General features: G+C 37.6%; 19 protein-coding genes. 8 read left to right on the top strand and 11 right to left on the bottom strand.

Annotated elements, in window-relative coordinates; genetic code table 11:
• Positions 1 to 39: 39 nt before the first annotated feature.
• Entirely contained in the window at positions 40 to 864 is an 825-nt protein-coding gene (locus ACTJKN_RS11285; RefSeq protein ID WP_440825029.1) for a DUF6263 family protein, read from the top strand.
• A gap of 54 nt (positions 865 to 918) precedes the next feature.
• Here ACTJKN_RS11285 and ACTJKN_RS11290 read toward each other — a convergent pair whose 3' ends face one another.
• The 5 genes from ACTJKN_RS11290 to ACTJKN_RS11310 form a co-directional block, all read right to left on the bottom strand.
• The gene (locus ACTJKN_RS11290; protein ID WP_440825031.1) at positions 919 to 1,905 is read right to left on the bottom strand and encodes an alpha/beta fold hydrolase; all 987 of its coding nucleotides are present in this window, start codon (positions 1,903 to 1,905) and stop codon (positions 919 to 921) included.
• 264 nt (positions 1,906 to 2,169) lie between these two features.
• Positions 2,170 to 3,015, bottom strand: coding sequence for a hypothetical protein (locus tag ACTJKN_RS11295; protein ID WP_440825032.1), 846 nt, complete (start codon positions 3,013 to 3,015; stop codon positions 2,170 to 2,172).
• 4 nt (positions 3,016 to 3,019) lie between these two features.
• Positions 3,020 to 3,394 (bottom strand): GntR family transcriptional regulator, encoded by a 375-nt coding sequence (locus ACTJKN_RS11300; RefSeq protein WP_440825033.1) that lies wholly within the window; start codon positions 3,392 to 3,394, stop codon positions 3,020 to 3,022.
• Between the two features lie 15 nt (positions 3,395 to 3,409).
• Entirely contained in the window at positions 3,410 to 4,228 is an 819-nt protein-coding gene (locus tag ACTJKN_RS11305; protein WP_440825035.1) for a hypothetical protein, read from the bottom strand.
• Positions 4,229 to 4,231: 3 nt separating this feature from the next.
• The gene (locus tag ACTJKN_RS11310; protein ID WP_440825037.1) at positions 4,232 to 5,059 is read right to left on the bottom strand and encodes an ABC transporter ATP-binding protein; all 828 of its coding nucleotides are present in this window, start codon (positions 5,057 to 5,059) and stop codon (positions 4,232 to 4,234) included.
• 220 nt (positions 5,060 to 5,279) lie between these two features.
• Here ACTJKN_RS11310 and ACTJKN_RS11315 point away from each other — a divergent pair, with 220 nt between their 5' ends.
• From ACTJKN_RS11315 to ACTJKN_RS11325, 3 genes are all read left to right on the top strand, one after another.
• On the top strand, positions 5,280 to 5,675 hold the full coding sequence (locus ACTJKN_RS11315; protein WP_440825039.1) for a DoxX family protein: 396 nt from the start codon (positions 5,280 to 5,282) through the stop codon (positions 5,673 to 5,675).
• A gap of 2 nt (positions 5,676 to 5,677) precedes the next feature.
• On the top strand, positions 5,678 to 6,667 hold the full coding sequence (locus tag ACTJKN_RS11320) for an aldo/keto reductase (protein ID WP_440825041.1): 990 nt from the start codon (positions 5,678 to 5,680) through the stop codon (positions 6,665 to 6,667).
• A gap of 106 nt (positions 6,668 to 6,773) precedes the next feature.
• Positions 6,774 to 7,853, top strand: a complete 1,080-nt coding sequence (locus tag ACTJKN_RS11325; protein WP_440825043.1) for an NADH:flavin oxidoreductase/NADH oxidase — start codon at positions 6,774 to 6,776, stop codon at positions 7,851 to 7,853.
• Between the two features lie 300 nt (positions 7,854 to 8,153).
• Here the strand turns inward: ACTJKN_RS11325 and ACTJKN_RS11330 are convergent, their stop codons facing one another.
• Positions 8,154 to 10,466, bottom strand: a complete 2,313-nt coding sequence (locus tag ACTJKN_RS11330) for a TonB-dependent receptor (protein ID WP_440825045.1) — start codon at positions 10,464 to 10,466, stop codon at positions 8,154 to 8,156.
• A 633-nt stretch (positions 10,467 to 11,099) separates the two neighbouring features.
• Here ACTJKN_RS11330 and ACTJKN_RS11335 point away from each other — a divergent pair.
• The 4 genes from ACTJKN_RS11335 to ACTJKN_RS11350 all read left to right on the top strand — a co-directional run bounded on the left by ACTJKN_RS11335 (position 11,100) and on the right by ACTJKN_RS11350 (position 13,923).
• Positions 11,100 to 11,672 carry a TlpA family protein disulfide reductase gene (locus ACTJKN_RS11335; RefSeq protein ID WP_440825046.1) on the top strand — a complete coding sequence of 191 codons (573 nt, stop codon included), beginning with the start codon at positions 11,100 to 11,102 and terminating at the stop codon, positions 11,670 to 11,672.
• 103 nt (positions 11,673 to 11,775) lie between these two features.
• On the top strand, positions 11,776 to 12,279 hold the full coding sequence (locus ACTJKN_RS11340) for a GNAT family N-acetyltransferase (RefSeq protein ID WP_440825048.1): 504 nt from the start codon (positions 11,776 to 11,778) through the stop codon (positions 12,277 to 12,279).
• Positions 12,279 to 12,761: a MarR family transcriptional regulator gene (locus ACTJKN_RS11345; protein ID WP_440825050.1), complete on the top strand. Its 483-nt coding sequence runs from the start codon at positions 12,279 to 12,281 to the stop codon at positions 12,759 to 12,761. Before ACTJKN_RS11340 ends, ACTJKN_RS11345 begins: the two co-directional genes overlap by 1 nt.
• A 103-nt stretch (positions 12,762 to 12,864) precedes the next feature.
• The gene (locus tag ACTJKN_RS11350) at positions 12,865 to 13,923 is read left to right on the top strand and encodes a nucleoid-associated protein (protein ID WP_440825052.1); all 1,059 of its coding nucleotides are present in this window, start codon (positions 12,865 to 12,867) and stop codon (positions 13,921 to 13,923) included.
• A 67-nt stretch (positions 13,924 to 13,990) separates the two neighbouring features.
• Here ACTJKN_RS11350 and ACTJKN_RS11355 read toward each other — a convergent pair whose 3' ends face one another.
• The 5 genes from ACTJKN_RS11355 to ACTJKN_RS11375 form a co-directional block, all read right to left on the bottom strand.
• A complete protein-coding gene (locus ACTJKN_RS11355; protein WP_440825053.1) occupies positions 13,991 to 15,337 on the bottom strand; it encodes a DUF58 domain-containing protein in 1,347 nt (448 codons plus the stop codon).
• A 75-nt stretch (positions 15,338 to 15,412) separates the two neighbouring features.
• The gene (locus ACTJKN_RS11360) at positions 15,413 to 16,390 is read right to left on the bottom strand and encodes an AAA family ATPase (protein WP_440825055.1); all 978 of its coding nucleotides are present in this window, start codon (positions 16,388 to 16,390) and stop codon (positions 15,413 to 15,415) included.
• Positions 16,371 to 17,561: a DUF4350 domain-containing protein gene (locus ACTJKN_RS11365; protein WP_440825057.1), complete on the bottom strand. Its 1,191-nt coding sequence runs from the start codon at positions 17,559 to 17,561 to the stop codon at positions 16,371 to 16,373. The genes ACTJKN_RS11360 and ACTJKN_RS11365 overlap by 20 nt, the downstream gene beginning before the upstream one ends.
• On the bottom strand, positions 17,558 to 18,286 hold the full coding sequence (locus ACTJKN_RS11370; RefSeq protein ID WP_440825058.1) for a DUF4129 domain-containing protein: 729 nt from the start codon (positions 18,284 to 18,286) through the stop codon (positions 17,558 to 17,560). The genes ACTJKN_RS11365 and ACTJKN_RS11370 overlap by 4 nt, the downstream gene beginning before the upstream one ends.
• Position 18,287: 1 nt before the next feature.
• On the bottom strand, positions 18,288 to 19,172 hold the full coding sequence (locus ACTJKN_RS11375; RefSeq protein WP_440825060.1) for a hypothetical protein: 885 nt from the start codon (positions 19,170 to 19,172) through the stop codon (positions 18,288 to 18,290).
• Between the last annotated feature and the right edge of the window lies 1 nt (position 19,173).

Genomic DNA, 19,173 nt, shown 5'->3' on the forward strand with positions numbered 1-19,173 from the left:
AGCCTGGTCTCTATAAGTGCCTTTGCACAAAAAAACTATGTGTTAAGACAAAATTATCCAACAGGCTATAAGTATGATTTTACGCTCACTTCCGAACAGATCATTAACCAGAAAATTGCTGGCCGCGATGTACATTTAACACAAAGTATAGGGACAGATTATACTTTTGATATTACCGAAGGCCATAGTGGCGAAAAGGATGTGAAAGTAATATACAACAGAATTTCCATGAAATCAGTTGCGATGGGTAATACCATGACCCTTAATTCTGATGATCAGGATAGTACTAAAAAGAATCCTTTTAGCGGTTTAAAAGGCGCATCTTTTTACATGACTGTAACCCCTAATGGTGGCATTAAAACCGTTGCTGGTATAGATAAAATGCTCGATAATATGGCAGCGAGGATGACTAAGGATACCAGTGAGGTTAAACAGATTAAAAATGCTTTAAGTAAACAATTTAGCAACGAGGTGGTGAAACAAACCATGGAATCATCATTTAAAATTTACCCTGACAAACCTGTTAAAATAGGCGACAGCTGGACGGTTGATACCAAGATGCAGATGAGTATGCCGATTGAAACAATTACACAATACACATTGAAAGAGGTAAAAGATGGCATTGCCATACTGAGCGTAAAAGGTACCCTCATATCAAAGGGGAATTTTGAAGTGATGGGCAACAAAATGGAAACTGATTTACAAGGAACCAACTCTGGAGAAACCTCACTCGATATGAAAACCGGAATTGTACTTAACAGCCACCTCCGTGTAGAGCTGTATGGTAAAATGAAATCGATGGGGCAAGACATCGATTTCGAAATGCAGGGCATTAATAAAATTGTAGGGAAAGAGGTTAATTAGATTTACTGTTGTAGACCTTATAGGTTTCAAAAACCTATAAGGTCTGATAGAAAACTACAAACTACCAGTTAGCGCCACCAGAAATTCCGTCGGAATTTCGATATGCGGAATATGCCCACAGGCATCAAATTCGATAATTTTAGCGCCGATAATTTTGGCTGCAGTCTGCTTTCCTAAAAGTTTATATTGCCCGTGTAAAGCCTGTTGATCAGGTGTAAGCAGGCCTTTACCGACAATGGTTTTGTCTTCCTTACCAATAAATAAAACGGTAGGTACCTTTAAGTTCTGAAATTCGTATACTACGGGCTGTTCATAAATCATGGTATAAGTTAGTGCTGCTACTTTAGCCCAGCGCGGGTAATCGGAACTATTGGTTACCCCGCCCGCAATACTCACCAGGTATTCATATTCTGGTTTCCAATACGTAAAGTAAGAGCCTTGGTAATACTTTCTTACGCTCTCAGCTGTGGTTTTAAGTTCCGTTTGGTACTGTTGTGCAGTGGTGATGTAAGGAATGAAAGTTTTATAATCTTCGAGCCCGATCGGATTTTCGAGCAAGAGTTTTTCAGTTGCTTCCGGGTACATCAAAGCAAAACGTGTAGCCAGCATACCACCCATACTATGACCTAAAACTACGGTTTTTTGAACGCCTAAGGTATCTAGAAGCCTTTTATTCCAGGTAGCCATTTGGTGGAAACTGTAATGGATAAATGCTTTAGATGATTTCCCAAAGCCGATTTGATCAGGTACGATAACCCGGTAACCGATATTGGTTAAGGCTTTAATTACATTGCCCCAGTAATAACCTCCAAAATTTTTTCCATGGAAAAGGATGGCTGTTTTTCCGTTGGCTGCTGCGGTTGGTGCAACATCCATATAGGCCATTTTAATATCTTGTCCTTCGGTATTAATAGGAAAATATTTAACCGGATACGGGTATTTAACGTTATCAAGGGTGATAGATAGGGTGTCTATTTTTTGTGCATGTACATGGCTAAAAACGAACAGGCTGAGGGCAAATAAAAGAAAATATCTCTTCATGATTGGTAATGATGTAAAAACTAAAAAGCTAATTGGCCCAAGTTAAACTTTTGCCAATTAGTTAGCTTAAAAATCATGCCCTTTTTACACAAGAGGAATAAAAGGTGGTTGTAAATACATTAAATCGTAAAAAATAGGCGTATCATAAATATAGAGTTGTGATCCTGAGCTTGTCGAAGGAACTGTTTAAGTACTTTTGATCAAACGTTTCGACAAGCTCAACGTGACAGGCTTGAATTTGAATTTATGATACAGCCTTATAAATTATTTCTTAAACAATTTCTTAAGCAGTGGTGTTGGAATCTGCAGGGTTGTAGCATCAGAAAAATCGCCAGTAAAGGTTTTCACTTTAACGTTTTGTAATTTTACGCTCGATGTATCCGTTGTTTTGATATTCAGGTTATCAAAAGGGAATTCTTTGTTCTCATCTTCATTCCCAATTTCGATCGCTGATTTATTTGCTGTAACATGCAGATCTTTAAAAGCATTTGTATAACCATGAAAAGTGGTGCTATTTAGGTTCAGGAAGAGTTTTCCGATTTTGGTTGGGTTAATTACACTGATAACTTTCCCTTTGGAATCGTTGTTGGTAATGTTACCTGATAAAAATAAACTTTCACTATGGTCTACATTTAGTGTTAAAGAGTCAGTATGGGCACTAAATTCTAAAATGAATGAATTTGCAACTGAAACCCTGTTGATTTTAGGGCAATAAATCACAATAACAATTTTTTCAACGCCATTATCTTCGCTAAAATTTTTAATCGATAGTTGAAGTACGCCGTTTGCATCTACTTCATACTTTAAATCATTTTTAAACTTTTCTTGAATCTTAAGTCCATACTTGTTATCTTCTTTTACAAAAAGTTGTACACTAAAACCCTTTGCGTCTTTAATCTGAACCGCATTGAAAGGCGATTGCAATGGAAAGCTAACCCTTTCTTTCGATTTTTGTTCAAAAGTTTCATTATTGATTTGTTGTGTTCCAAGGTAAGAGTCTTCAATTCCTCTTTCCTTGTAATTCAGCTTTATATTTATGCCGACAACTATGATCGGTATAATAATTAATAGCACAGCCAAGCTGATTAATAATTTATTGCTTGTTTTCATATTTTTAAGCGTTATAATTTTCTTTTACAAATGTTTCGTATTTGCTTTTCAGTTCATCAAAGCCAATATTTAATAAATAAATGTTCCTGAATACTACGGGAAGCTCATCATCCATAAATAACACTTTTCTATAGCTTTTCACATGCTCAATGGCATCACTGCTAATGAAAAAGCCTATTCCCCTTTTGTTGTTGATAATGCTTTTATTTTGTAGCAATTCGTAGGTACGCATTACTGTATTGGGGTTTACCTCCATTTCTATGGCCAGCTCCCGCACCGAGGGTACTTTTTCATCGGCTTTCCATTTTCCTAGCAGGATATGTTCACAAACATATTCTGCTATTTGAAGGTATATTGCCTTGTTATCTCTAAATTCCATATCTATACCTTTTAATTAAACCTCTTTTTCTTTAAGACGGATGTAAGTAATCGTCCAGATAATTAAAGTGATGATGCTTGTTACCAATAAAATTGTTAGCAAAACCCAGTCTTTATCTTCTTTTCTAAAATTATGATGATTAGCAACTTTACCCTCCATTAACCATATCGAAAGTTTAACCACCAGGTAAGAAGCCAGGCCGATAAAAACCATCACCGAAAGCGCCGTTTTGATGTAGTGAAAACGATTAAAGTAGACAGATCCTAAAAGGAACAGGCTGGTAATGAGAAAGGGGAATGCGAAAAAGTAGCCGCAATATTTTCTATAGCCTTCATCATTAAATACCTGATAAGTAATCGTTTCAACTTCTCTAACGGCCCCGTTTTTAGGCAAGAGGCCTTTAAAGGCGCCAAGGTGGCTGTTCAGGTATTTTACAAAGGCCAAATCTGTTAAATAAAAGATCAACAGATAGCTAAACAAACTTATTATTGCAGTGTAAACTACACCTGCCAGAAATTTTTCGAATACTGAAGCGGGTGTCATCAGTTCTAGAATCGCCCTTGATTTCTGTCCGAGGATATTAAAATAGCTACTGGCTACGATGCTGATAAAAACAAATCCCAAAATCAGGAAAAGAGGGTAGCGGAAACGCATATCAAGGTTGCCGTCATAGTCAAAATTATTGTCTTTAAATGGTGAGGGTATACTATAGCTATAAAATCCCACAACAATTCCCAATAACACTACTAGACTGATGAGGTAAATTTTCCCAAAATCAAGCCATTGTCTTTTAAGCAATAAGCCAAATCGATTAATATTAAATGTGTTGTTCATGGCTTAACTGAATAAAGGTTTAAATTTGATTTTTTCTGCAAGTATGGCATTAAAAAGAAGTTCCATGTCCAACTTGCTTTCTTCCTGGTGGTAGTTTGGCATTACCGCGTTATAGCCTGAGAGGGAAGGTTCAGCGTAAATAATACTGTCATCAATTTCCTTAACCTTTTTGAATGTTAATTTTGCTGTAATTTCTTCTACCGTAGCTTTAAGGGCGATATCGTTCTCATCAAGCATAATCACCGTGTCTATCAGGTTATCCAGATCCCTCACCTGATGGGTAGAAATGATAATGCAGCGTTCATCTGTCATCGCTGAAGCCATAATTTTTCTGAACTGGGTTTTAGAAGGAATATCCAATCCGTTGGTAGGTTCGTCCATAATGATCAGCTTGGCCTGTGTAGCCAGACCAAAGGCGATAATTACTTTTTTCTTCTGTCCGTAACTCATGTTGATGAGCTTCTGTTCAACGGGAATATCGAATTCTTTAATCAGATCAGTAAAATAACTGTGATCAAAATTTTTATAAAATGGAGCGTTTGCTTTCAGATAGACATCAATTTTTACCGATGGTAAATAGAATTCTTCAGGTATAAAACAAATCTGCTCCAATAGTGCTGGTTGTCTCTTGGCAGGGTTAAAACCCATTACATCCAATGTACCGCTCTGTGCATATACCAAACCGGCCAGGTTTTTTAATAAGCTCGATTTGCCTGCACCATTTTTTCCAAGCAAACCGTAAATATGACCATTGCTCAATCGCATGCTCATATTTTTAAATAATGGCTTATGCTTGCTGTAGCCAAAATTAAGATTGTTAATGTTTATCATATCTACTGTATTAGTTAAATAATACACTAATGTATGTTGTTGTTTGATGATATCCAAATTTTTATAGAAAAAAGTTCAGCGGTAAGCGAATAGCGGTGGGCGTTTTCAGGCCGATAGCTCCGTGTTATCCGCCACAGGAAGGTAAAATGTCAGTCTAATAATTGTTGCATTAAAACATCCTTAATGTTGAGATTGTATGTTTGTAGTATATCGATATATTATGGATACAAAATGGGCATATTTACTTGGCCGCTTGGCAATAGGATTGAGTTTTTTTGGGCATGGTTTAGTGCGTTTGCCTAAGCTGGCTGGTTTTAGCCATTGGATGGTAGGACAATTTTCTAAATCGTATTTACCAGATGCATTGGTCATCCCCTTCAGTTATATTTTGCCATTCGCCGAATTTATAGCAGGGCTAATGATTATATTAGGATTATTTACAAGGCAAGGATTATTATTTGCTGGAATGATTTCTTTAGTGCTGATTTTCGGAACAACAGTAATTGAGAATTGGGAGGCATTGCCTTCTCAATTCATCCATGTGGCATTTTTATCGGTACTACTTGCTTACTTGCCGCATAATAGTTATGCGGTTGATAAAATCATTAAAAAATAATTATGGAATACAGAAAAATAGGAAACTCAGATTTGGAACTTTCGGTAATCACTTTTGGCGCCTGGGCAGCCGGTGGATGGATGTGGGGAAGTACGGATAGAAACGATGCGATTAATGCAATTAAAGCAGGTTACGATTTAGGGGTTACATCAATCGATACCGCTCCAATTTATGGTCAGGGCGATAGTGAAGAAATTGTGGGCGATGCAATAAAAGGTATCTCGCGCGATAAATTACAACTGGTAACCAAATTCGGAATGCGTTGGGATCTGGCCAAAGGCGATTTCGGCTTTAAGAGTAAAAATAACGATGGGAAGGAAATCGATATCTATAAATACGCAGGTAAAGAGAGCGTAATTTATGAATGTGAACAATCCTTAAAACGTCTGGGTACCGATTATATCGATCTTTACCAGATCCACTGGCCAGATGTAACCACACCGATCAGCGAAACTTTCGAAGCAGTGAACAAGTTAATTGAACAGGGTAAAGTTCGTTATGCGGGCGTATGCAATTATAATGTAGCACAATTAAAAGAAGCAGATCAAACTTTAGAAATTATTTCTAATCAGATTCCATTTAGTATGGTAAACCGTGGTGTAGAAGATGAAATTGTTCCTTTTTGCATTGAAAAAAATAAATCGGTTTTGGCTTATAGTCCGATGGAGCGCGGTTTGTTAACCGGAAAAATGACCGCCGATTATAAATTCGAAGAAGGCGATCACCGTCAGGGGAATAAATTTTTCTTACCAGAAAGCATCGAAAAAACAAATGCATTTTTGACTAAAATAAAACCGTTGGCCGATGAGAAAAATGCTACCCTATCTCAGCTGGTTTTGCGTTGGACGGTTGAACGACCAGGTATTACCATTGCGTTGGTTGGCGCCAGAAATGAAAAACAAGCCGTTCAGAATGCTGAGGCTATAAACGTAAAATTGAACACTGAAGAGATTCAGTTTATCAATAGCGAATTAGCGCACGCAGGTTTTTAAACTTCAACCGCAAAGAAAAGAAGGAATACGCAAAGGACACAGAGGTTAAGATCTTCGATTTCTTTGCGAAAAAACTTTGTGTCCTTTGCGGTTAAACAAACAAGATATGTCTAAATTATTTTCTCCTTTTACGATAAAGGATGTAACCTTAAAAAATAGAATTGTTATCTCGCCAATGTGCCAGTATTCGGCTATTGATGGTTTTGCAACCGATTGGCACTTGGTGCATTTAGGAAGCCGTGCCGTTGGTGGTGCAGGTTTAATTATCCAGGAAGCTTCTGCAGTAACTGCCGATGGAAGAATTACCTATGCCGATTTGGGCATCTGGAAAGATGAACATGTAACTAAATTAAAACAGATTGTTTCGTTTATCCATGATAATGGGGCAATTGCAGGTATCCAGTTGGCACATGCAGGTAGAAAAGCCAGTTGTGAAGTGCCCTGGAAAGGTGGCGAACAAATTGCTGCTGGTGAAAATAGCTGGAAACCAGTTGCGCCATCTCCGATTTCTTTTAAGCCGGGACAGGTTGAACCACATGAATTAACGATATCAGAGATTCAGGACATTGTTTTTGCTTTCCGAGCAGCTGCTAAACGTGCATTGGATGCAGGCTATAAAGTTGTAGAAATACATGCTGCGCATGGTTATTTACTGCATCAGTTTTTTAGTCCGCTGAGCAATAAACGTACAGATGTTTATGGCGGAAGTTTCGAAAACCGTATTCGTTTGGTAATCGATGTGGTTGAGGCTGTACAATCGGTATGGCCAGAAAACTTGCCTTTATTTGTTCGCATTTCTGCAACGGATTGGACGGAAGGTGGCTGGAACGAGAATGACTCGTTACAATTGGCAGCCGTGTTAAAAGATCGCGGTGTAGATTTGATTGATACCTCATCGGGCGGGAATGTACCTGATGCATTTATCCCTGCGGGACCAAATTACCAGGTTCCTTTTGCTGATAAGATCAGAAATGAAATTGGCATTTATACCGGTGCAGTAGGCGTGATTGTAGAAGCACAGCAGGCGGAAGAAATTTTAGAACAGGAAAAAGCTGATTTGATTTTTATTGCCCGCGAATCGTTACGTGATGCTTATTTTCCTACACACGCGGCGCAAGTACTTGGCGATAAAACCGAATGGCCAAACCAATATGTTAGGGCTAAGAGGGAAGTGGTTAAGAAATGATCATAGGTTTCCAAAAAAAAGGACAAAGCCGGCAAATGCCGGCTTTGTCCTTTTAATCAATTATGATGTGGCTGGCACATAGTACCTCAATCCAATCTACCTAAACCCGATATAAGTGGATGCCCCGGTTTTTTCTATCGGGGCAGGAACATTAGCGGGACCGGAGCCAAGCTAAAAGCTACTGTCATTGCTTTCCAAATAAATAATATGGTATTAATTGCAAAGCACAAAGTAAGTCTATTTAGCTATTAATTTGCCTTTATTAGATTACTTCGTGCCTCGCAATGACGGATTTGTTAGTTATTTTACCAGGGTAAAAGGAACATACAATCCGAAAGTGATATTTCTGCCTGCATTGTAAACACCTAAATTAGGATTCTCCTGATCAAAACGGCCTGGTTTAAATCTACTTAAAGCATCATAGTATTTCTGATCCAGCAAGTTGTTGGCCGAAACAGATAGTTTGATTGGCTGTTTGCCTAAATTAAATGTAGCACCAATACCTGCGTTTAATAGTGTATAACCGCTGGTCGGCGTTTCGAAAACATCATCTACACGTGTTTGTTTAAATGCCGAGTTAATACCCACAGATAGGTAGGCATCATTTGTTCCTTTAAGTTTAGGCTCAAAACGCAATTCGTTTCTTAAAGTTCCTGCGGGAATAAATGAAAGCGGCCTGTTTAACGTGTTATTCTGTGCATGAACATATCCAAAGGTATTCTCGAAGTGGATAAACGGAACAGGGTGGATGGTTAAACTGGCTTCTGCACCATAAAGGTTGGCGTTTACCTGTCCATAACGGTAAACGTCGAAAAGTGTGCCATCAACCTCTCTTTGTTCGCCATTGTTGGAAGCGTAAATATAATTGTGGATGTAATTGTTATAAACACTTGCACTTGCGCTTACAATTTTTCCTTCATATTCTAAAGCTGCATCTACCTGGTAACTGCGCTCAGGACTTAAGGCCGAGTTACCTATTTCATATCTAAATGTACCTTCGTGTACGCCGTTTGAGCCTAACTCTGCTGGATTCGGTGCGCGGAATGCAGAACCCACATTGGCTTTAAAATTCCATTCTTCGTTAAATTGGTGTGTAAAACCCAATGCGCCGCTTACATTGGAAAACTTATTTTTGAAAGGTGCAAAAAGCTCTTCTCCGTCATCAAACAATTGCTTTCCGTTGTTTTTTCTGAAATCATAACGTGCACCGATGCTAAATGTATTGTTCTCCCAGTTTTTCTTGGCAAAAGCAAAAATACCTAAGCCAAAAGTATCATAGGCTGGAATTAAAAATTCTGTTCCTTTATTTTGGCTATGTGCATCATCTACACTTACACCAAAAACGGGCTGCCATCCATTGGTTTCATGTATATAGTATTTCAGGTCTGCATTGTAAGTTTTAAGATCGAAGAATAGGGCAGGATCTGGTCCATCTAACTCACGGCGTTGGTTTTGTTGATAGCCGAAATCAGCCTTCAAATTACCGTTACCGACAATGAAATTATTGTTTAAAGCGATTTTAAAGTGCCTGATATCCTGACGAGGGTATTCTAAAGTACGGTTTTTATAATCATCGTTGGTAAAAGCACTGCCGTCTTCTTTTACAAAATTTCCATTGTCATCTAAAGTGGGCTCATAAAAGCCAATATTGTTATGAAAATTCGAAACATTTAAGTGGGTATAACCCCAGCTTTTATTTAAACCTACCATACCACTTAAATCGGTTTCGTTAAAGCCCGAATTAGGGAAATAACCTGTTGGTGTTTTAAAAGAGTAAGCATTTTTATACGTTCCGCGGGCCCTCCAAACAAACCCGTTTTCGTTACCATTTAACATTAACGAGTTAGCGGTAAGGCCATTATTTGTAGAATAATTGGTAATAAATTCACCTTTAATCTGGCCTTCGGGTGCGGTACTTGGCTCTAATAGGTTAATTACACCACCAAGCGCATCAGAACCATACATTAACGATGCTGCACCGCGTAAAACTTCAATGCGGTCTGATTTAAACTGGTCAATTTCAATGCCGTGCTCATCGCCCCATTGCTGGCCTTGTTGTTTTATCCCATCATCTAAAGTTACAATTCTGTTGTAACCCAAGCCTCTGATTACAGGCTTAGAAATAGATGGGCCAGTAGTAATCTGCGATACACCAGGTATTTTAGTTAACGCATCAATTAAATTTGTTGAAGGCTGTAAAAGCTGATCCTTGCCAATTACTGCAGAAGAAGCACTATTTCTTTTGCTGGTACTGCTGATCAGGCTTCCGGTAATTACAATCTCTTTTGTTTCTATTGCAGTAGGTTGTAAAGAAAACGCTAATCCAGCTGCACTGGCAAAGTTTACCACTTGCGTAGCGGTTTTATAGCCTACATAGTGTACCTCAACCAGATAACTTCCTTTTGATGGAAGGTTATTCAACGTAAATTCTCCTTCATTGTTGGTTACTGCTGAAACTTTTAAATCAGGGATGAAAATGGTTGCGCCTGGCAACGTTTGTTTGGTGCTGGCATCAATAACCTTACCTGTTATATTCTTTAAAGTGGCAGCAAAAACAGTGCTGCTTAATAATGTATATAGAATTACCAAGCCAATAAGCTGTAATTTTTTCATGTGTTGTAGTAAATAAAAATGATAGAAAAACCAAAGCAATAGCTAAATGAAGCTAGTTTTAGTTTCTCAAATAAATAATTTGATTAAGCGCGGATGTGCTTGAAAAGAAAAAGTTAGGCTAAAGGTGGACCTCGTAAGCAAGTGCGCTTTATTTCGGTAAAGGCATTCTTTAAGGTAGGTTCAGTTCGGCTAAAAATTTTGGCCGATAAGAAAATTCTATAAATGTGGTGCGTTTGTACGTAGTTTTTTTCAAAACTCGCATTACAGATTAAACAGGTATCGCCATGGGCCTGCACGTGACTAACATGTTTACAGTTGATCTCTTTCTGTATAATAGGAAGAGGGTTATGGTGGTGAAGAACACTCCAGGGAGTTAAAGCAATAGCAAATACGATCAGCATAAATGCTGATAAATATTTCTTAATGTTTTGTTTATGCTTTTTCAACAGGCCAAAAGTAGTAATTCCTAAGCAATTATATATATTTACAAAGTAACATTGTATTTATAGTGTTATGACACTCGATTTAATCGATAGTTTAACATAAGAAGGATATAAATCTTCTAATAAATTATTGAAGTACCAATTGCAAACCCATTTCGTTATTATTTACGATAAGTAAAACGAACAATTAATGAAGTTTATCAGGAAAAATATATTTAACGCGTTATTTGTCATTATTCTTTTGGTAATTGTTTTTGTGCCCGATGCAAAAGCATTTTTAATTAGAGGTTTAATGGAAATTGGTTTTTACTCGCCAAAAGTTGAAATCCCAAAGGAAATTGCAACGAGCCTTAACGGAATCCGGTTTAAGGATGTAAAAGGAAATGTGATTAATCTTGGCGATTTAAAAGGAAGAGTCATTTTTATTAATTTTTGGGCAACCTGGTGTCCTCCCTGTAGAGCTGAAATGCCATCGATCAATAAATTATACACCCAGTTTAAAGATGATAAACATGTTGTTTTCATTTTTGCAGATGCAGATGGCGATTTTGTGAAATCGGGCAAGTTTATGTCCGACCGTAAATATGCGATGCCCGTTTATAAAGTAGAAAGCGAGATTCCTGAAAAAGTATTTGCAGGCGCTTTACCAACAACAGTTATTTTCGATAAACAGGGCCGACTGTCTTTCAGGCATGAGGGCGTGGCCAATTATGCAGATAAAAAGATTGTCGACTTTCTCAATAAGTTAAAGAACACAAAATAACTTTCTAGTAATCAGATCCTTCTTAAAATTTGAGGTTCAAATGATATTTGCATTTGGAATATATGTAGTTAGCTACATATATTTGTTTTATACTAATTTAACGATGCAAAACGACTTTAAAATTGAACGGTTAGATAATCAATTCTGTGAAGCGATTATTGGGTTAATTCTTCCCATCCAACAAGTAGAATTTAATGTAGATATCGATTTGGCAGCTCAGCCAGATTTGTTGGATATCGAAAAAAATTACGATGGTTCTGGCGGTGCTTTTTGGGGCGCCAAATTAAATGGTGAATTGATCGGTACCATTGCCTTAATTGCTGTACCTGAGCATCAATCGGGGGCAATCAGAAAAATGTTTGTTAAAAAGGAATTCCGAGGGAAAGATTTGGGTGTTGCGCAAGCTTTATTGAAAACACTTCTAGCCTACTGTGAGGATAATAACCTGAATGAGGTATATTTGGGTACAAAAGACGTATTGCAGGCCGCCTGCCGTTTTTATGAACGTAACGGATTTAAATCAGTTGCAATAGAAGATTTGCCGGTTTACTTCCCCCGGATGGCTGTTGACAATGTTTTTTATAGCCTGGATTTAAAATTTCTTTAATGGAACAAAATGTAATTGATGCGTCTGGTTTATTGGCTATTTCTACCCGCTTGCAAAGGCTGAGCGATCAGATCCGTAAAGATGGCCTGCTGATTTATAAGGCATTTGGAATTGATTTTCAACCCAAATGGTTCCCTGTGCTTTATACTTTATATAAAAAATCAACCATGAGCGTGGTTTCCCTTTCGGAAGAAATTGGTTATGCGCACCCATCTACCATCAGTTTATTGAAAGAACTGGAGAAGGAGAAACTGATTCGGTCTAAAAAAGATAATGTAGATACCCGTAAACGTTTGGTTGAGCTCACAGAAAAGGGTACAGCGCTTCTTTCTACCATGGAGCCTGTTTGGGATGTGATTATTAAAGCCACAGCAGAAATTACGAACACTCAAAATAACTTAATGAAGGCTATAAATGAGGTTGAGGCATCTTTAAAGGAAAAAAGTTTTCTGCAGAGGGCTGAGGTTTATATTAAGAAATGAGTGAAGGATAGAATGTTTAAGTGATGGAATGGCGAATGATTGAATTAGAGAATGATTGGATGATGGAGAAGGTTAACCCAATGATTTTACTATTTTTGCGCCCATGATTTCATTTTTCGAGGCTTCGCTTAAGCAACTTTCTATCCACCATACAGGCAATAAATTGCTTGAAGAGTATTATAAATTATCTGATGCGCCTTTAAAAATTGATGATGAAGTGTTGGGAAACCTGTTGATGCAGTATTTTTTAAAACCTTTCGAAAAGGTAAATGAAGTCTATCGCTTTTATCACCCTAACGATAACCTGGAGTTGAACGAAGTATTCCATTTCGTTCATGAAATTTTCGAAAACATCGAACTTTTTCACGAAGATTCGCAACAACTGGCCAAACATTTATACGATGTAGCCAACCACCCAAAAATTAAATCTGGCGAGTTGTATGTCGCTTATTTTGAAAAGGTGCAGATAGAAGGCGAGCAATTGGATGTAGTTGGTGTTTTTAAATCCGAAACAAAAGATACTTACCTAAAAGTTTACCCTGAGCAGGACGGCTTTAATGTAAGTTACGAGCAAGAAGCGATCAGTATTAATAAACTGGATAAAGGCTGCCTGATTTTTAACGTTGATAAAGAAGAAGGTTACAAAGTTGTGGTTTTGGATCAATCGAAAAGTAGCAACGATTCTGCTGTTTACTGGAAAGATGAATTTTTGAAACTGAAAATCAGGAACGACAGTTATAATCAAACCAATAATGTTTTAGGGGTTTATAAAAACTTCGTTACGCAGAAACTTGATGACGATTACGAAATCAGTAAAGCGGATAAAATCGATCTCTTAAACCGCTCGATGAAGTATTTCAAAGAAAAAGAAACCTTTGATATTGAGGAATTCGGTAATGAAGTAATTGGTAATGCCGAAGGGATTGAATCATTCAAAAACTATAAGAAGAATTACGAGCAAGAGTATGAAAGTCCGATTGCCGATAATTTTGAAATCGCCGAATCTGCTGTTAAAAAACAAGCCCGAGCCTATAAAAGCGTGTTAAAGCTAGACAAAAACTTCCATATTTATATCCATGGCAATAAAGATATGATCGAAAAAGGTTACGACGATGATAAATCGATGAACTTTTACAAGGTGTATTTTAGGGAAGAGGAGTAGGTTTAGCCCTAAGTCCTTAGTCTTCAGTCATGAGTCCGACTTTGGACTACAGACTAAGGACTCATGACTAAATTCTCTGCTGTGCCTTTAATGCTAAATACTGGTTAATTACATTAACAGTAAGTTTTTGGGGAGGGGTAAGGATGGCTAAAATGCCATGTTTGTTGAGTTCCTTAACCATTAGTTTTTTCTCGTAGATAAATTTCTCAGCAATGGTTTTATGGTAAATGCCTTCTACATCTTTTGCAGGTGCTGTGCTTAATTCTTTTAATTCGGTATTTTCGAAAAATACAACCACCAATAAGTGGTATTTAGCGATCCTCTTTAAGTAAGGCAACTGTCTTTGCAGTGCCGATAAACTTTCGAAATTAGTAAAGAAAACCAAAAGGCCCCTTTGTTTTACTACTGATCGTACCGCGGAATAAAGTGCCTCGAGATTACTTTCAAGGTATCTCGTTTTTTCTTTGTAAAGCACATTCATGATACTGCCAAGCTGAGAAGCTTTACGATCTGCTGGTACAACAGCGCCGATATTTTCAGATATCGTAATTAAACCTGCTTTATCTTCTTTAAGCATGGCCACTTTCGAAAGTGCAACGGCTGCATTTATAGCATAATCGAGTAGACTTAATCCTTCAAAAGGCATGCGCATGACACGCGATTTATCAATTACACAATATATATTCTGCGATTTTTCGTCTGTATAGGTATTCACCATTAAACCACCTTTTCTGGCCGTAGCTTTCCAGTTAATGGTACGGATATCGTCGCCACCAACATAATTTTTGATCTGGTCAAATTCGCTGCTTTGTCCAACCTTTCTGATTTTTTTGATCCCGAATTCTGTTAAATAGCGTGAAGCGGCCATCAATTCGTATTGACCAAGGTTAATAAAAGAAGGAAAAACAGGCAGGATCTTGGCGCCATCAAAATTATAACGGCGGTTAATTAAGCCCAGAGGCGAACTGATGTACGCTCTAATAAAACCGAAATCATACTCACCACGTTTTGTAGGTCGCAGGTTGTAGTGGATCGATTTTACTTCAGCGGATTTTAGGTGGAGTTTAAAATCTTTATCCCGGAGTTGAAACTGAAAAGGTACTTCATCAATCACCCTGGCGTTTACCCCAAAACCATAACCATTTCTGATTTCGATTTGTATCGGATTTTCATCGCCATTACTCAAACGTTTAGCGGTAATTCTTTTGGCATCAATCCCTTGGGTATTTCGGTATAGAATAAAAATATCGATAAAAAATAAAACAAATACGGCGCCAGTAGCAATTTCAGGGATATCGCCCAGCCAGGCAAAAAAGAACTTCAACAAAAAAAGCACAATGCAGAGGCCTAAAGCTGCAAATAAGCGATCGCTTAGGAATAGATTGTTATAATATTGCTGAAAGAATTTTTTCACTATAGGGTTAATTGTAAAGTTGGTTAATTGTTGCAACAAAATCCGACTTCGGACTCCTGACTCAAGACTTCGGACTTACCTAGGTACTTCAATTTTTTTAATAATCTGATTAACAATATCGCTTGTGGTTAATCCTTCCATTTCTTTTTCAGGTGATAACAATATCCTGTGCGCTAATACAGGGCCTGCAACGGCAATGATATCTTCAGGTGTAACAAAATCGCGGTTTTGAATGGCAGCGAAAGCTTTTGCACTGTGTACAATTGCTAAAGATGCCCTTGGCGAAGCGCCCAGATAAAGTGATGAATTGTTGCGGGTTTCGTTTACAATTTTGGCGATAAACTCCAATAATTTTGGCTCTACAAACAAATTGCGGATGATTGCTCTAGCCTCTTGTATCTCTTTAACAGACAATACTGGTTTTACATCGTTTAATAATGTTTTATTAACTAAAGTGTGCTGAGCCATTAAAATCGCAGTTTCTTCCGCTAACGAAGGGTATTTAACCTCTATTTTGAATAAAAACCGATCCAATTGTGCTTCAGGTAGGCGATATGTTCCTTCCTGCTCAATCGGGTTCTGCGTGGCCAATACCATAAAAGGGTCGTCCATGATATAGGTATGGCCATCTATAGTTACCTGGCGCTCTTCCATCACCTCGAACAAGGCCGATTGGGTTTTTGCCGGTGCACGGTTAATTTCATCAACCAGAATAATATTGCCAAAAATAGGACCTTTTCTGAATTCGAAATCTCCTGTTTTTGTATTAAAAATCGGAGTTCCTAAAACATCAGATGGCATTAAATCGGGCGTAAACTGAACCCTTGAAAATTGTGCATCAATAGATTTTGCCAGCAATTTAGCGCTTAGCGTTTTGGCTACACCGGGTACTCCTTCAATTAAGATGTGCCCATCGGCAAGCAAACCAACAATTAAGAAATCAATAACCTGTTTTTGGCCGATAATGATATCTCCAAGTACATTTCTGATTTGATTTACAGCTTCATTTAAGGCGCTTAAATCGGTGCGCGGGTTAAACTGTTCTTGTTCCATTGCTTTGCGTATTTTTATAAAACTGTTCTATGCTTTCGTTTAAATTAATCAATTGGGTATCGCTTAAATCGCCCATCGTTGGCGTTTGAATAAAATGTTTAGTCAGGGTTTTGGCCAGCGCTTCGTTAATGCCTGTTTTTTCTATTAGCACCTGAGCAAATTTGCTGTCGATATCGTTGGTCTTTAGGTAATACCTGGTTCTTAAGTACTCCATAAAGTAATTGATCTTTTTTAAGGCTATATCGAGGTTGTTCCGCTCGTGGTAATAAACACTGCCCACCACATTAACGAAGGCCAGTGAAGAGTTAGTAAGCGGATCTGCGATCGGGATAATTCTTTGCCTGCGCTTAATGTCGTACAAGACAAAAATTATCAGACTAAAAATGGCCAGATAGTATGCAAACTCCAGTTCAGGATGTTTAAAGAACACCCTGAGCATATCGGTAGCAGTGTTCTTTTGCGCAGAAAAATATTCGTCGAAAATGAGCTGCTTATTTCTATGTAAATAACTCAAGGTTTTAGCGGCATATTCTGCGCCATATTTATCCAGCAGGTTAAAATTGGTGTAAAAACCAGGTTCTGCGATGAGGTAGAGATTGCCTTTTCCGTAAGCATAACGGATAAAATTAGGCTGGCCTTTCCCATTTACGCCAAGTATTGTTGTTTTGCTGCTGTCTACCTTACTAAAATACTGGCTGCCGATTCCTCTTTCAAAACCATAGTTTGCATCAGTTTTTAGCTCTGGATTGGTGAAATTTAAGGTACTTCCTTCGGGAGACATTGCGGTAGAAGTTTGCACCTTAAGTTCCTTCCTTATTTTTCCTAAATCATAAGTGGCTATAAATACATCATTACCTGCTTGCATGTATTTTATCAGCTGTTCAAGATCCGTTTTGCTAATGTCTGTCTTTTGCGCAACGATTATGTAAGCGGTTTTATTGAATTTTTTAGATTTTAGCGTAGTGTAAACAGCAGTTTTCGACTGTTGAATACTTGCCGAAGGTAAAATATCTTTAATTCTATTGTATAAAATATATGTTCCGTAAGGGATTTTATCTTTAGTAGCATATGTTGGCGCCCAGTTTGTTGGTGTAGGCTTATTATACTGCGCAATTAAATAACCCAAAATTAGAATGGAACCGATAATCAGATATAATTTGTAGCCTTTCATTTAATCTGGTTGTTAAACTGGTTAAATGATTGCTTAATAGGGTCGAATTTCACTTCATCGATAGGGAAATCGCCATACCAAATATAATCGAACTGTAGGGTAAGCTGGCTAAAATCGTTTTTCAGCTCTGGCTTACTAATTTCCATTAAATAATTATAATTGGTTTTATCGGGCTGCCATTGAATAATTTCGGCATCGCTCAATTTTTTTAGCGCCCTCAAGTACAAAAGCCTAACTGCCAAACGGAATTTTCTTTCGGCAACTAATCGTTGTAATTCCTTTTCATAATCTATCTCATGAATGTTTTCGGTAATTACATCGTATGGAAGGATTGTTTCTTTCGATTTTTTAGCGAAGATTTTTTCTGCACCAATAACTTTAACCACGATAAATATGATCAGCGCAACACCAAGTCCGATAAAAATATACCTAGAAAAAATGTTTGATGCTGCTCCCTGAAACAGTTCGCCGATTATATCCCAAAACCATAACCAAAATTTGTCCCATAATGATAATTGTTGCTGACCTATTTCGTCGTATTGAAACTCTTTTTGTTCTTTATAATTGTTTATGGCCTCTTTATCAAATTTTGAGGCCACAACCTTACTGCTATCTGTTTTAATTATAGCGGTTACAGGCTTAGGTTTAGCCAGCTGTGCTTTGCTGATTACCGGGATAAAAAACAAAAGCGAAACAAGAAGATATCGGAATAGAGCACGCTGCATTTTAATATTCTTCAGGTCTGGTATCAATCGGTTTTTCGGTATTGCCAAAATTAGAAATCCGCTCCATTAAGCCAGTGCTTTCTTTTTGTTCAACCAAACTGAAATAGGCCAATGAAATGGTAATGATTGGGATGATGGTAAATACCTGGCATAATGACTGTAAAACTGTTGTAATCATGGTAAGTGTTAAAGACATGTGTGGCGTTTTATGTGTAAACATACCAATCATATTAAATAAACTTGTAGGTAAAATGATCATGCTCATACAGGCATAAACAATAATCCATACCACGATCAGCGTACCAAAAGTAATCCAGAAATTATCTTTTATAATTTTGAAGCTTCGGCTAAAGGAGTAGCCTAAAGAACCATTTTCGATCACCATTATCGGAAGCGTCATGGCCGCATAAGGAAGTAGCCAGAAGAAAGGCACCCCACAGAATAACATGGCTACACCGAGCATCAACATTAATAAAAGGGAACTGCCAAAAATCCTGAAAAAATAATATTTAAAGTATCCCCATACCTCATCGGTGGTTGGTGTTTGGTTCCCTTTCTGCACGTATATGGCGATATAAGAAAGTATGGCGACACTCATACTGGCATATGTTGCTAAAGAGAATAAAATAGATAAGAAATATTCTAATCCATATAAAGCTGAAAAACCTAAGCCTTTGGTGTTTTCTCCATTACCGATGGTATTGATGATGTTAACCATTTTGTATTGTTGCAATAACATGGTTAACATACTGGCCAGTACAAATAGGCCACAAAATGTAAAATATATTTTAATGAGGGGCTTAAAATTTTGACGCATGAAGGTAAAGGTGTCATTAATCACCTGCCCGAAATCTCTTCTTTTCTTAAATTCAATTTTCCCTAGCATG

Origin of the sequence: Pedobacter sp. 22163 (genome assembly GCF_052045595.1) — a bacterium.
GTDB lineage: Bacteria > Bacteroidota > Bacteroidia > Sphingobacteriales > Sphingobacteriaceae > Pedobacter.